Raw genomic sequence first — 12,447 nt, 5'->3', positions numbered from 1 at the left:
GGGAATCTGTTTTATATTGACAGGTTCCATTATTTTTTGGAGGAAAGCATGAAAAAAATTTTTGATCGTCTCTCGATGGATCACGCGCGTTGGCGGGATGTATTCTCTGCCTGTCTGGGCAAGATGATATGTGTGCAGAATAACTGCGCGGAGCTCGTCGTGCGAAATGAGGACTGGAATGTCGACCTCGAGCGGGGCGTGATTCTATTTGATACGCGGGAGTACCCCATCCAATTCATCGGTAGCGAGTCCAAATCGAGTGGTACATGGCTCTGGGGATGGGAGAATATCAATCAATTTCCCGATTCGCTCATTCGTCTCGCGGGCGATACAAGGAAGTGCGGAGAGGCGTGGCAGCTAGAGGCGCTGACGGTGGATGAGTTCGAACTGAATGATATATTCAACGGGCATAATCTCTCCATTGTTGCCTGCGGGCTGGCAGACGGGTACTGCTATTATCGCTGTCCGCATGAAGTCGGGGCGTTCTTTGTCGGGATTTCGGACGTGCCGGACGAGGTCTTTGCACCCGTCGATCTGCCGCGCTTTGTATCTGTGGTCACGCAGTGTATTGAGCAATTTGCGCTGGATCACCGTATCTTCGCGGAGGCATTCCTCCTTTGGAATCGAACGCCGTATGAGGCAGACGGCGATGCGCTGATTGCACATTTTGCGCAGGACTTACGCATCGAGTTTGAACGCGCGGGTGATGATCTGCGCATCGCTTCGATTGCGACGCTGTAATTGCATTCTGCATAGGAAAATCCCCTTGACGCTGTGTGCATCAAGGGGATTTTCTTGTCATACGTACGTTCTTATGCTATACTATGCGCAAGCACTGTCGAAAGGGCGGTCGAATCTTGCCCCCTGGAAAGGGGGAGGTTGGTATGGAGACCTACGAATTTCTCACATTTCTCGTAGTGTTCACCATGCTGATTATATCCGTGAAACGATAAAAGAGAAAACCCCGCCTTGCGTCTACCAAACCCTGGCGGGGAAATCTCGCTTGTAATGGGGGCGACCGCTAGGCAGTGCCCTTTTTGTATCTCTATTCTATCATGTACGTATGGCATCGTCAAGGATTGCACATCCTTTGATGATCATTTTCGATCAAAAACAGCGTTGCGAATGTCAATCGGCAATCGTAACGCTGTTTTGCTTATTTGTAGCCTGGCGGATCTGTTTGAAATCGGTGTGATTTCTTTACATACGTAAAACATACCGTCCTGTATATACGATGACAATACAAACAATTACAAACAGATACTCGCGCAGCGAACCAACCGTGAAGAGGCGGATGCCGATCTTCTGCGTGGGATAGAGAAGCGGAACCTTGCCGCAGACAGCATCCTCGGCGATGTGACAGAGCGCACCGATAAAGATCCATGTGAGGATGGAGAAGAACACTGCATCGTAGAAGAAGGCGGTGCGTGCCTCCATGAGCCCTCCGATGAGCGCGAGGTAGAGCATTGGCCAGTGTGACCAACCGCGATGGCGGCTGCGCCACGAGCGCCAGCCAACGCTCTGCGGCGTGCCCTCTGCCTTGTCCGGCAGGACTGCACCGAGCGTTGCCGCCGCCGTGAGCAGCGGATCGGCAGTGATGGCATAGGCGATGGTTGCGGTGAGGCTCGTGTGGGATACCCACTTCATAGGAAGCTCCTTCTTGTCGTGGGCATTTTGCCCTCTATCCCTCCGTGACCTGCTCCCGCGCTGCATCAATGACCTCTGCGAGTGTAGTCTTTTCCATCTCGCGCTCCATTGCAGCTTGGATGGCGGCGAGGCGGTCGTCAAGGATAGCGTGGATGCTGCGCCCTACGGGGCAGGCAGGGTTCGGCTTCTCGTGGAAACTGAAGAGCGCCCCTCTGCTGATGCTCTCGACCGCGCGAAAGATATCGGCGAGTGTGATCTCTCTGAGCGGGCGTGCGATGTGTGCGCCGCCCTCGCGTCCGCGTGCGACGGTGATGAGCCCTGCGCGGCGCAGCTGCCCGAGGATGCGGCGGATGACGACAGGATGTGCGCCAATGCTGCCGGCAAGGGTCTCGCTCGTTGCGGGAGCCTCGTCTCCGTAGAGCTCGACGCAGATGAGAATGTGGACAGCGATGGTAAAGCGGCTTGAGATCTGCATATTGTACCCTCCGTTGTTCTGTATGTGTATCATACAATGAACAACGCAAAAATGCAAGTGTGACGTGCTTCTCATTATGCCTCACGCCTATCCAACGCAAATGCTTCGTTATGCGAACTCCTCGACGCGGCGCAGCTGCCGCTGCACATCGAGGATCATCTTGTAGTGGACGGCGCATCCCTCCTGCATGAGCTTCTTGATCGTGGGAGGCTGCCAGAGCGAGTGGATGACCGTGCCGCTCTGCAGGGCGATGTCCGTTCCGCCCGTACTGCCCGTGACGAGCGGTCTGTGCGCGATGTTGATGTAGCCGAGTCTGCCTTGGCGCTTGTGAACGTGACGCACCATGAGCGGAGCAAGCACGCAGCCGTGCAGGATGGGGAGAATGATGTTGCGGCGGCGTGCGAGCTGGCGTGCCGCATTGCGGCGGATGAGACGCAGCTCCTTATCCTCACGTCCCGCGAGGCAGGAGAGTACATACTCCGTCGCCGCAGAGAGCGTCAGACTGCCGCCTGCCGTGGTGTGAATGACGGTGGCACTGCCGCCGTCTGCGCCATACACGGGTACGAGTGCGAGAATATCCGCCGCTGCGGGAAGTTTCTGCATGAGCAGGTCTCTCTTCGTCCAGTTCATATCGGAACTCCTTTCTGTGGGCGGTTTTCCGCCCCTCCTACCTGCCGCCGGCGCAGCGCACAGGCACGAGATTTTCTAAAACAATCACCTGTTCCTTTCTGATTTATATTATATAGAAAATATGTTCGTATGTAAAGATTTTTTTATAACGGACTCCTCTTTTTCTCACACGCGGCAAATACTCATGTGTAAGCCGCTTACGGAGACAAACAGAGAAAGGAGTTGATCCACCATGGCACGCAAAGACGCAACGAGCAAGGTCACGCTCAAGGTCATCACGGGGGTCGGCGCGGACGGCAAGACCGTCTACAAGAACCGTACGATCAGTGGGATCGCAGCGACGCTCACGGATGCGGACGCACTTGCGGTCGGACGGGGATTCGGCGCACTGCAGAAGCACGGGCTGAGTCTCGTGACGCGCACGGATACGGCGGTTCTCGAGGACTGAGCACCGCGATCATAGTGAGGAAAGGAGGAGAAAATCATGTCGACGAAGAAACAGCTGCGCATGACGATGAAGATGTCCAACGGTAAGGAGCTGACCCTCGGTCTGCTCGATCCGAAGGACGGACTCTCGAAGGCGGATGTCACAACCTGCCTGCAGAGCGTCATCGACAAGAAGGCGATTGTCGCAGGGGAGGCGTATCCCGTCTCCATCAAGGACATTGCGATCCAGACCGTAGACACCGAGAAGCTCGCCTAATCGCGAAGTCTGCGGACGCTAGAGCTCTTTCTCCCTTCCCGCTTGACGGGGCAGGGAAGCCGCGAAGCGGTGAAAGAGTACAAGGGAGTACGGATAAATTCAGCCACGCCATCCTGACGTATCTTTTTTTATCAGCAATTCCCAAGAAAAATGCTGCTGCATCCTATGTGCGGCAGCATTTTTGCGTGCAGAAAGAGGGCTGGCAGGCACATTCTGTTTGGTGCCAACTGACGCGAAACTATGCTATAATGAAATAACATTCATGGAGATATAGGAGGAAATATCATGCGGAAAGCAATCGTCGTAGTCGATATGCAGAACGACTTCGTGGACGGCGCACTCGGTACACAGGAAGCACAGGCGATGCTGCCTCATCTCGTGGAGAAACTCAAAGCGGAGCAGACGGCGGGCACAGCACTCGTATTCACCATGGATACCCACGGCGCGGACTACCTCGCAACGCAGGAGGGGAAGAAACTGCCTGTCGAGCACTGCATTCGCGGCACGACAGGGTGGCAGATCGCGGATGCACTCCAACCCTTTGTACGGGAGGCGGCCGTCGTCATCGAAAAGCCCACCTTCGGCTCGACCGCTCTCCCCGCCGTGCTCGCGAACTACGACGAAATCGAGTTCGTCGGGCTCTGTACCGATATCTGCGTCATCTCCAACGCCCTCCTCGCAAAGGCATTCTACCCCGAGAAACACATCAGTGTCGATGCCGCCTGCTGCGCGGGCGTCACCCCCGAGAGCCACGAGAACGCCCTCGCCGCGATGCGGATGTGTCAGGTCGAGGTGCGCTGAGTGGTATGCTCAGCATTGTTTGGGGAGCGTGTCTTTATATTTGCGATAGGGAAACATGATGGGAAGAGCATATTATTCGGGTTCAATTTCTTCTTTTTTGACGGAAGAAGAAGATCATATCCTCGGGCGGTTGATGATCGAGGATTCGTTTCGGACCGAGGATATTCAAAAGAACGCATGGCGTGCGGAGATCCAGATTTTAAAGGAGCAGCTTGCTTCCTTTCCGGATGGAGAGATCGCCTTTGAATTCACGATTCCGCGCATGGGACACCGTGTGGATGTCGTGCTCATCATCCAGGGAATTATTTTCCTACTAGAGTTCAAGGTCGGGGATGACACGTATGCAAAATCAACAAAAGATCAAGTGATGTATTATGCCCTTGACCTCAAGTATTTTCATGAGGCGAGTCGGGACCGCACAATCGTGCCGATCATTGTGCCGACGGAGGCGGCCGATCAGGCGAATACACTGGCTCTGATGGAAGATGGGATTGCACAGGTGCTCTGCTGCAATCGGCATAACATCGGGGACGTGCTTCAGTGGGTCCTGTCGCAGATGCATGCCGCTCCTCTATCCATGGATGCATGGCTGGATGCTCGTTATGCGCCGACACCGACCATCATCGAGGCGGCACAAGCCCTCTATCGTGAGCATTCGGTTCGTGATATATCGCGCAACGATGCGGGGGCAGAAAATCTGACTGTGACGACGGCAGCGATCAACCAGATCATAGATGAATGCAAGGCACTCCACAAAAAGTCGATCTGTTTTATCACAGGTGTCCCTGGGGCGGGAAAGACTCTTGCGGGTCTGAATATTGCCAATGCGCGTCATCAATTCAATGAGGATGAACATGCCGTATTTCTCTCGGGGAATGGCCCTCTCGTTGCGGTTCTGCAGGAGGCATTGGCACGTGATCGGGTAGTGACGCACAATGTGACCAAAGAGCAGGCACGACGAGAAACGAAGTCCTTTATCCAGGTGATTCATAAATTTCGCGATGAGGCATTGTCCTCGTCACAGCCACCCGTCGAGAAAGTCGCTATTTTCGATGAAGCGCAGCGAGCATGGGATGCCGATGCACTGATGAAATTCATGAAGCGGAAAAAGGGCGTGGCGGATTTTCAACAATCGGAGCCGGAGTTTCTCATCAGCATCATGGACCGGCATGCGGACTGGGCTGTGATCGTCTGTCTCATCGGCGGCGGGCAGGAGATCAATACGGGGGAGGCCGGCATAGCGGAATGGCTGCATGCGCTGCGTGAACAATATCCGGACTGGGAGATCCATCTATCGGATCGGATGACAGACAGTGAGTATGTGGGAAGCAGTGACATTCAGCGGCTGCTGGGGGATCGGGCGTATCGAGTTGTCTCGTCCCTGCATCTGGGCGTATCTCTGCGTTCCTTTCGGAGTGAGCGGCTTGCAGATTTCGTTAAGGCACTGCTCGATGAGGATGCAGCTGCAGCACGAGAGCTCTATGCTGCGCTTTATTTGAACTATCCCATCGTTTTGACGCGAGATCTTGCGCGTGCAAAGGCGTGGGTGCGCAACAAAGTGCGCGGGACGGAGCGGCCTGGGATGCTTGCGAGTTCAAAGGCGAAACGTTTGAGAAGTGTTGGCATTTGGGTGAATGTGCAGCGGGATCCTGTTGCATGGTTCTTGAATGATCCGGCGAATGCAGATGCTTCTTGTTTTCTTGAGGTTCCCGCTACGGAGTTTGAGGTACAGGGCCTCGAGATTGACTATGGGCTCCTTGCGTGGGACGCAGATCTCCGCTATTGTGATGGTGGATTCGATTATTTTGACTGCCGCGGAGCCCGCTGGATGCACGTCAATAAGGAACAAGGACAACGCTACTTGAAGAACGCCTATCGTGTCCTCCTCACCCGGGCTCGGCAAGGCCTCGTCATCTTCGTTCCTGAGGGGGACCTGGATGATGAAACGCGTAGGCCGGAATACTATGATGGTACGTATGCATACTTGAAGTCGCTGGGACTGCAAGAGATTTAAGAGGAGCCATTTCGCCGCAATGTTCTCCGGCGCCTGTTCGGTGCTGGCTGCGTGCCATAATCCTCCGCATATTGACAAGGACGCGAGATTTTAGAGACGCAGGAAATATTTTCGCCTTTATTGTTGGAAAAGCTTGATAATGAGTTTATAATAAAAACGTCTTCAAATTTTTTATGATTGCCTTTGGGAGGCGAGTCCAATGAATTCATTCTTTGAACGGCAGTTCCGGCTGCAGGAGCATCACTCCTCCGTCAGCACGGAGGTTCTGGCGGGTCTCACGACGTTCGCGACGATGGGCTATGTGCTCGCCGTTGTGCCGCATATGATGGGGGAGGCAGGAGTCCCGACGGGGGCGATGCTCACGGGCATGGTGCTCATGATCTTCGCTACGTCGATGGCGATGGGGCTCTATACGAACCGCCCGTTTGCCCTCGCGCCCGGCATGGGCAGTGTCGCGATCTTCTCGATCACGATGGTGCAGCTCCAAAATGTGCCGATCAGCGTTGCGAGCGCGATCGTCTTTCTGAGCGGTGTGCTGTTCATCCTCGTTACAGTGCTTGGCATTCGTCAATTCATTGTCATGACGATACCGCGCGGCATCAAGATCTCGATCAGTGCGGGCGTCGGCATCTTCCTCGCCGTGATCGGCATGCGCAATGCAAAGCTGCTCGCGATCAATGCGAAAAAGGTCGCGCTCTCGTTCGGTGACCTCACGCAGCCCGTCGTGATCCTCGCGGCGATCACCTTCGTCATTCTCCTCATGCTCACGGCGCGCAAGGTACGCGGCGCCGCACTCATCAGCATTCTCGCGGGGACGATCATCGGCATCCCGATGGGCATTACGAAGATCCCCGAGAGCATCTTCCGCATGCCGGACAGCATCGCGCCGATCTTCTTCAATTTCGATCTTGCGGGTGCGCTTGATTTGCAGTACCTGCCGTTCCTCTTCGCGTTCTTCCTGCCGGATTTCTTCTCGAGCTTCGGCACGGCGATCGGCATCGGCGGCAAGGCGGGTTTCCTCGACAAGAACGGCGATCTGCCGGGGCTCGACAAGGTCTTTCATGTCGACTCCATCGCCGCGACGGTGGGCTCCTTCTTTACGATTCCGGTGCTCATCACCTATCTCGAGTCCGGTGCAGGCGTTGAGGCAGGCGGGCGCACAGGACTGACGGCGTGTACGACGGCGGTCGCCTTCCTGCTCACTCTCGCGGTGACGCCGTTCGCGCTGATGATCCCCGCAGCTGCGACTGCGCCCGTTCTCATCTACGTCGGCGTCAGTATGATGGCGGGGATGCGCAACCTTGACTATACGGATATTGCCGAGTACATTCCCGCGTTCCTCTGCATCGCCTTTACCGCGTATACGTTCAACATTGCCAACGGCATCTCTGTGGCCTTCATCGCATTTGTCCTCATGAAGCTCGCCGCAGGGCGCATGAGCGAGCTGCACAAGGGGCACTATCTGCTCGCTCTCCTGCTCGCGTACTACTTCTACGCCATTGCGGGCGTGAAATAGGAGGCCGCTATGCACATCGACACACTGTTGACGGGCGGACAGGTCTACAACAGCTATCTCAAAAAATTCATCCCGGGCAATATTGCCGTCAGCGGTGACCGCTTCGCCTATGTCGGCATGGACGAACTGCCGCTCACGCCGCACTGTACGGTTGATCTCGCGGGGCAGTACGTCATCCCCGGGCTGATCGACTGCCATATGCACATTGAAAGCACGATGTGCGCGCCGCGGACGTTTATGAACGGTGCGGTACGTAGCGGTGTGACGACGCTCATCGCGGAGCCGCATGAGATCGCAAATGTATTCGGTCTCGCGGGCATCCGCGCGCTGATGCAGAGTGCACAGGACGGCCCCTGCGACGTTCGCATCGCCATCCCCTCGTCCGTTCCGTCGACGAACGACGCGCTTGAGACGGCAGGTGCCGCGATCGAGAACGATGATGTCGAGGCGCTCATGCACATGGATCAGGTGATCTGCCTCGGCGAGGTGATGAACTGCCGCGAGGTCATTGCGGATGCACACTCCAAGACGAATCGTCTGATCCGCCAGATTCAGCACGGCCGGCCGGATTTCTCCATCGAGGGGCACTGCCCGCGCTTCGTCGGATGGGAGCTGGCGCAGCTTCTCTACCGCGGCATCCGCTCCGATCATACGGATCAGTCGCTCGAGGGACTCGCCCAGCGCGCCGCAAATGGAATGTTCATCCAGCTGCAGGAAAAGACACTGAAGAAGGAGTTCCTCGACTACCTTATGGAGAACTGTCTGTCGGGGCGGTTTGCCCTCGTCACGGACGACACCATGCCGGATGACTTCATGCGGCGCGGGCAGCTGAACCACCTCGTCCGGCGGAGCATGGAGCTCGGCCTTGCGCCCGAGGAGGCGGTCTATGCGGCGACCTATGCACCCGCGCAGCATATGGGGCTGCGGGACAAGGGCGCGATTGCCCCCGGTCGCATCGCCGACTTCGTCGTGCTCTCGGATCTGCGGGAATTTGCCATTGAGCGTGTCTGGTGCGCGGGACGGCAGGTCTTTGCGCGCGGCGAGGCATGGGAGGAGCCGGAACGTGACACATCGTTCCCCGCGCATTTTTACCGCAGTGTGCATCTGACGCCGCGCAGTGCCGAGGACTTTGTCCTGCGTGCGCCGATCGCGGAGGGGACGGTGCTCTGCCGCATCCTCGAGGTGCAGGAGCATACGACCTTTGTTGCGGAGGGGCGGGCAGAGCTGCCCGTGCACGGCGGCGTGATCGACTGGGAGAGCAGCCCCTACAACCTTGCCTGTGTCTTTGAGCGGCACGGCAAAAACGGCGGCTGCGGCATGGCGCTCGTCGGCGGGACAGCGCTCACACGCGGTGCGGCGGCGACCACCTATGCGCACGACAGCCACAACCTGCTCGTCCTCGGACAGACCGCGGCGGATATGCAGGCGGCGGCGAACGCCGTCATTGAGGCGCAGGGCGGGGTTGCTGCGGTGTGGGACGGCCGCGTGCAGGCCTTTGCGCCGCTGCCGATCGCGGGCATCCTCTCTGACCGCCCGCTCCCCGTTCTTGGCGAGCAGATCGCGCATGTTCGCCGTGTCCTTGCGGACTGCGGCTATCGCCACGACAATGTCATCATGTCCCTGAGCACCATTCCGCTGCCCGTCAGCCCGTATTTCAAACTGACCGATAAGGGCATCATCGACGTGAAAAAAGGCGCCGCAGTGCCTTTGATAGTATAACGAAAAGTGCTGCTGTACGAAGCCGGAAAACTTCGTGCAGCAGCACTTTTTTGATGTGTGATTCAATCCGGAGACGACTCCGTCTTTGTACAGTACCACAAGGCTGTCCAACAGCTGCTTTACATGAGTATATCCGATTCGATGCACAAGCCGCGGTGAGTACCGCTGTGGCTTCTGCATGCATTTTCAGCCGTACCTGTCAACGGACAGCAGCGTAAAAACTCATGGAGGCGGATGGACCGACGCGGAGATAGGAGGAGTCCATCATTTGCTGCCGCGCGCTGCAGTAAACGCGGCTGACCTTGAACGTCGCCTCCGCCGGCTTCCACTGGAACAGCGCGGGCATTTCTTCATGCGTCATGCCGCTTGCAATCGAAGCAGCGGCAATTACCGCGAGCGCTTCGTTGAGACGCTGCGCATCAATTACATCGATGGTTGCCGATATGCAATGCACATAGGCTCTGTCGGGCGTCATATAGAGGTCGACCGTGACGCCGCTCGGCGTATGTGACGTATAGAGGGGCATTGTCAAATCTGATTTTGCTTTGTTGTATTCGGGCGGGGTCAGTGACGTATGAGACTTCTCCTCGCGCAGGACATCGTTGATCCTGCTTACGAATGCCGGAGCATCCGCACCCTCAATCAGCGGAAATTTCTCTCCGGCGGCGTGTACCGTTCCTCCATATAGAAGCAGTATTATGGCAAGGAAGAACGAACACAGCAGATTTTTATGCATCATTTTTTACACCCCGATGGCTTTCAAATTCAGAAAAGGCGGCATGAGCCTGCTGGCGTGTGCAGGCGTTTTCCCGGGAGGTCAGATATTGATAAAGTTGCCCTCGATCTTCTTGCGCAGCCCCGGCAGCAATGAGAAAAAGGTATGGATGGCGGTGTTGTGCTCCTCCGACACGATGCGGGCGTCGTAGTGTTCCGCGTCGATCGTGCCGCGTGCCGAGGAGATGTAGTTGTCCGCCGTAATCTGGCCATCGATCACGTCATAGGAGTAGTAGACCGTCAGATAGTGATCCTCACCCTCCCATATACCGAGCGTATCGTCCGCATCGTCGTGCGCGTCTTGGAAGAAACAGCTCTCAAAGATGGCGGGCGGCGTGGTTCCGTACGCATCCGTGAGCATGCCTGTGCGGTAGAGATCCGCGGTCATCGGCGCACCAAAGACCGTGTCGCCGACCGTGCAGATGAGCCAATTCTCCTCGGTGTCCGTGTGCTGGGCGAGGGAGAGCGCCGCTCCCGACAGATCGGCGTGCGTCTCACGCACAGCGAAGGGCAGCCCGCGCGATATCATCATCTGTTCGACCTGCTCCTCCGGCGCCATCGCATTCGCCGCGGATTCGAGCGGCAGGATGAGGAGGAACGCGCCGGCAAGGGCGCAGAAAAACGTGCGGCAGAGCATGATGATCTCCTTTCTGTGGTGCTGAATTAACGTATCTGCTTATAAGTTCGATGTAAAGACGAAATACTCCTGCATATTCGGAAATGAATCCGCGCGTGCGGAGCGAAACGAATCCATGTAAATTTCGATGTTAGAGGAGTGTTATTGTGTGCAGGGCACGCGCAGTGATGAGGATATTCCAAGTGAAGATGGTTGAGCGGCACATTTTTTAGGCTGTTTTTGAAGCGGCTCTTTTTTATTTCATAATTTATGTTATAATAGGTTGAAAATTTTGATATAGGGATTGCTGATTTGCTCAGCGATTCCTTAGGAAAAGGAGCATTTCACAATGAACACATGGAACATCCAGTGGAAGAATCCGTGGAAAAAGACGATTGCCCTCGGCAGTGCAGCATTCCTGCTCGGCGGCAGTGCGGTGTACGCGGCTTCCCCCGTGACACAGACGGGTGGCAGTGCGAACGTGGAGAGCGTGCAGGACGCGCCGATGCCCCTGCCGCTCACGGAGGAGGAGATCAGCGCACAGCAGCTCGCCGATGCCGAGTACATGGCACTCCTCTGGATGCGTACCTCGGCGGAGTACCGTGCGCTCTGCTATCAGGGCTACAATGCGGCGCTCATGGCGATCGACCGCGCACAGGCAGACCCTGCCGCCCGCAGCGGCAAGCCGCTCGCCATCGTCCTCGACTGCGACGAGACCGTCACAGACAACACACGCGCCATGGCGGCGAGTGTCGCGGACGGCAATGGACGATTTAATGCGCTCTGGTGGCGCGCGACCGTGCACGAGGGACGCTCCGAGGCACTGCCGGGCGCGGTGGAGTTCCTGAACGAAGTTGCACGGCGCGGCGTTGCCATCTTCTACGTCAGCAACCGCTGGAGTGAGGTCAACTACGAGCCGACCATCGAGAACCTCAAGGCACTCGGTTTCCCCTCCGTGGACGCAGAGCACGTCCTCCTCATGGAGGATCGGAAGATGAGCGACAAGCAGCCGCGCTTTGATCGGATCACAGAGGACTATGATGTCGTCGTCTACATGGGCGACAACGCGGGCGATCTCCCCCTCGGGACGAAGGGCATGAACCGCGCCGCACGGAATGCCGCCATCGATGCTGCGCAGGAGGAGTTCGGCACCCAGTACATCGTCTTCCCGAACCCCGCCTACGGTTCCTGGGTCAGTGCCCTCGCCAAGGACTACATGACCATGAGCCCCGAGGCACGCGAGGAGTTCTATGCAAAGACACTGACGGAGTAACAGAATATAGGGAAGCACTGATAAATTCAGCACTGCCATCTTGGCACATCTTTTCCGCCCTCTCTGTGTCGACAAATCCTCCACATAGCCTCTGCTATGCGTCCGGTTTGTCTCCTTGACAGGACGAAAAATCTGTACCAATCTGACAGACTTCATTTTATCAGCGATTCCCTAATGAAAAGAGCCCGTCTCTGCTTTCTTGTTGCACGAGGGAGCAGGGGGCTCTTTTGATTTCTTTGAAATATGTTATAATAGGGACGAAAGTTTGATCGAGCCAAT

13 protein-coding genes and 1 pseudogene are annotated in these 12,447 nt (G+C 56.5%); 8 read left to right on the top strand and 6 right to left on the bottom strand.

Annotated features, from left to right (window positions below; all coding sequences use genetic code 11):
* Positions 1-48 precede the first annotated feature (48 nt).
* Complete coding sequence (locus HMPREF9334_RS04760) at positions 49-741, top strand: DUF6882 domain-containing protein (RefSeq protein WP_039957301.1); 693 nt, start codon at positions 49-51, stop codon at positions 739-741.
* Positions 742-1,200: 459 nt separating this feature from the next.
* Here the strand turns inward: HMPREF9334_RS04760 and HMPREF9334_RS04755 are convergent, their stop codons facing one another.
* The 3 genes from HMPREF9334_RS04755 to HMPREF9334_RS04745 all read right to left on the bottom strand — a co-directional run bounded on the left by HMPREF9334_RS04755 (position 1,201) and on the right by HMPREF9334_RS04745 (position 2,752).
* Positions 1,201-1,647 carry a metal-dependent hydrolase gene (locus HMPREF9334_RS04755; RefSeq protein WP_006692367.1) on the bottom strand — a complete coding sequence of 149 codons (447 nt, stop codon included), beginning with the start codon at positions 1,645-1,647 and terminating at the stop codon, positions 1,201-1,203.
* A gap of 34 nt (positions 1,648-1,681) precedes the next feature.
* The gene (locus HMPREF9334_RS04750) at positions 1,682-2,122 is read right to left on the bottom strand and encodes an Rrf2 family transcriptional regulator (RefSeq protein ID WP_006692366.1); all 441 of its coding nucleotides are present in this window, start codon (positions 2,120-2,122) and stop codon (positions 1,682-1,684) included.
* Positions 2,123-2,230: 108 nt separating this feature from the next.
* Positions 2,231-2,752, bottom strand: a complete 522-nt coding sequence (locus tag HMPREF9334_RS04745) for a hypothetical protein (protein WP_006692365.1) — start codon at positions 2,750-2,752, stop codon at positions 2,231-2,233.
* Positions 2,753-2,984: 232 nt separating this feature from the next.
* On the opposite strand from HMPREF9334_RS04745, the gene HMPREF9334_RS04740 reads away from it, so the two are divergent.
* The 6 genes from HMPREF9334_RS04740 to HMPREF9334_RS04715 all read left to right on the top strand — a co-directional run bounded on the left by HMPREF9334_RS04740 (position 2,985) and on the right by HMPREF9334_RS04715 (position 9,505).
* Entirely contained in the window at positions 2,985-3,200 is a 216-nt protein-coding gene (locus tag HMPREF9334_RS04740; RefSeq protein ID WP_006692364.1) for a DUF1659 domain-containing protein, read from the top strand.
* Positions 3,201-3,236: 36 nt separating this feature from the next.
* Positions 3,237-3,455: a DUF2922 domain-containing protein gene (locus HMPREF9334_RS04735; protein WP_006692363.1), complete on the top strand. Its 219-nt coding sequence runs from the start codon at positions 3,237-3,239 to the stop codon at positions 3,453-3,455.
* A gap of 285 nt (positions 3,456-3,740) precedes the next feature.
* A complete protein-coding gene (locus HMPREF9334_RS04730; protein WP_006692362.1) occupies positions 3,741-4,256 on the top strand; it encodes a cysteine hydrolase family protein in 516 nt (171 codons plus the stop codon).
* Positions 4,257-4,353: 97 nt separating this feature from the next.
* Complete coding sequence (locus HMPREF9334_RS04725; RefSeq protein WP_245535225.1) at positions 4,354-6,270, top strand: DUF2075 domain-containing protein; 1,917 nt, start codon at positions 4,354-4,356, stop codon at positions 6,268-6,270.
* A gap of 199 nt (positions 6,271-6,469) precedes the next feature.
* Positions 6,470-7,786 carry an NCS2 family permease gene (locus HMPREF9334_RS04720; protein WP_006692360.1) on the top strand — a complete coding sequence of 439 codons (1,317 nt, stop codon included), beginning with the start codon at positions 6,470-6,472 and terminating at the stop codon, positions 7,784-7,786.
* 9 nt (positions 7,787-7,795) lie between these two features.
* Positions 7,796-9,505 carry an adenine deaminase C-terminal domain-containing protein gene (locus HMPREF9334_RS04715; RefSeq protein ID WP_006692359.1) on the top strand — a complete coding sequence of 570 codons (1,710 nt, stop codon included), beginning with the start codon at positions 7,796-7,798 and terminating at the stop codon, positions 9,503-9,505.
* A 199-nt stretch (positions 9,506-9,704) separates the two neighbouring features.
* Here the strand turns inward: HMPREF9334_RS04715 and HMPREF9334_RS04710 are convergent, their stop codons facing one another.
* Both HMPREF9334_RS04710 and HMPREF9334_RS04705 read right to left on the bottom strand, forming a co-directional pair.
* Complete coding sequence (locus HMPREF9334_RS04710) at positions 9,705-10,244, bottom strand: hypothetical protein (protein ID WP_039957298.1); 540 nt, start codon at positions 10,242-10,244, stop codon at positions 9,705-9,707.
* A 78-nt stretch (positions 10,245-10,322) separates the two neighbouring features.
* Complete coding sequence (locus HMPREF9334_RS04705) at positions 10,323-10,916, bottom strand: hypothetical protein (RefSeq protein WP_006692357.1); 594 nt, start codon at positions 10,914-10,916, stop codon at positions 10,323-10,325.
* 328 nt (positions 10,917-11,244) lie between these two features.
* Here HMPREF9334_RS04705 and HMPREF9334_RS04700 point away from each other — a divergent pair, with 328 nt between their 5' ends.
* On the top strand, positions 11,245-12,168 hold the full coding sequence (locus HMPREF9334_RS04700; RefSeq protein WP_006692356.1) for a 5'-nucleotidase, lipoprotein e(P4) family: 924 nt from the start codon (positions 11,245-11,247) through the stop codon (positions 12,166-12,168).
* Between the two features lie 9 nt (positions 12,169-12,177).
* On the opposite strand, the pseudogene HMPREF9334_RS12520 reads toward HMPREF9334_RS04700, so the two are convergent.
* Positions 12,178-12,324: pseudogene (locus HMPREF9334_RS12520) on the bottom strand (ABC transporter substrate-binding protein); the annotation flags it as partial.
* Between the last annotated feature and the right edge of the window lie 123 nt (positions 12,325-12,447).

Origin of the sequence: Centipeda infelix ATCC 43532, from assembly GCF_000234095.1 — a bacterium.
Lineage (GTDB): Bacteria > Bacillota > Negativicutes > Selenomonadales > Selenomonadaceae > Centipeda > Centipeda infelix.
The sequence above is the reverse complement of the archived record's forward strand: the minus strand, read 5'-3'. Positions and strand labels throughout refer to the sequence as shown.

Bases quoted from the DNA above. Each gene is read 5' to 3' on its own strand.
- HMPREF9334_RS04755 (WP_006692367.1), bottom strand. From the start codon at position 1,647: ATGAAGTGGGTATCCCACACGAGCCTCACCGCAACCATCGCCTATGCC.
- HMPREF9334_RS04750 (WP_006692366.1), bottom strand. From the start codon at position 2,122: ATGCAGATCTCAAGCCGCTTTACCATCGCTGTCCACATTCTCATCTGC.
- HMPREF9334_RS04715 (WP_006692359.1), top strand. From the start codon at position 7,796: ATGCACATCGACACACTGTTGACGGGCGGACAGGTCTACAACAGCTAT.
- HMPREF9334_RS04700 (WP_006692356.1), top strand. From the start codon at position 11,245: ATGAACACATGGAACATCCAGTGGAAGAATCCGTGGAAAAAGACGATT.
- HMPREF9334_RS04735 (WP_006692363.1), top strand. From the start codon at position 3,237: ATGTCGACGAAGAAACAGCTGCGCATGACGATGAAGATGTCCAACGGT.
- HMPREF9334_RS04740 (WP_006692364.1), top strand. From the start codon at position 2,985: ATGGCACGCAAAGACGCAACGAGCAAGGTCACGCTCAAGGTCATCACG.
- HMPREF9334_RS04745 (WP_006692365.1), bottom strand. From the start codon at position 2,752: ATGAACTGGACGAAGAGAGACCTGCTCATGCAGAAACTTCCCGCAGCG.
- HMPREF9334_RS04730 (WP_006692362.1), top strand. From the start codon at position 3,741: ATGCGGAAAGCAATCGTCGTAGTCGATATGCAGAACGACTTCGTGGAC.
- HMPREF9334_RS04760 (WP_039957301.1), top strand. From the start codon at position 49: ATGAAAAAAATTTTTGATCGTCTCTCGATGGATCACGCGCGTTGGCGG.
- HMPREF9334_RS04720 (WP_006692360.1), top strand. From the start codon at position 6,470: ATGAATTCATTCTTTGAACGGCAGTTCCGGCTGCAGGAGCATCACTCC.
- HMPREF9334_RS04705 (WP_006692357.1), bottom strand. From the start codon at position 10,916: ATGCTCTGCCGCACGTTTTTCTGCGCCCTTGCCGGCGCGTTCCTCCTC.
- HMPREF9334_RS04710 (WP_039957298.1), bottom strand. From the start codon at position 10,244: ATGATGCATAAAAATCTGCTGTGTTCGTTCTTCCTTGCCATAATACTG.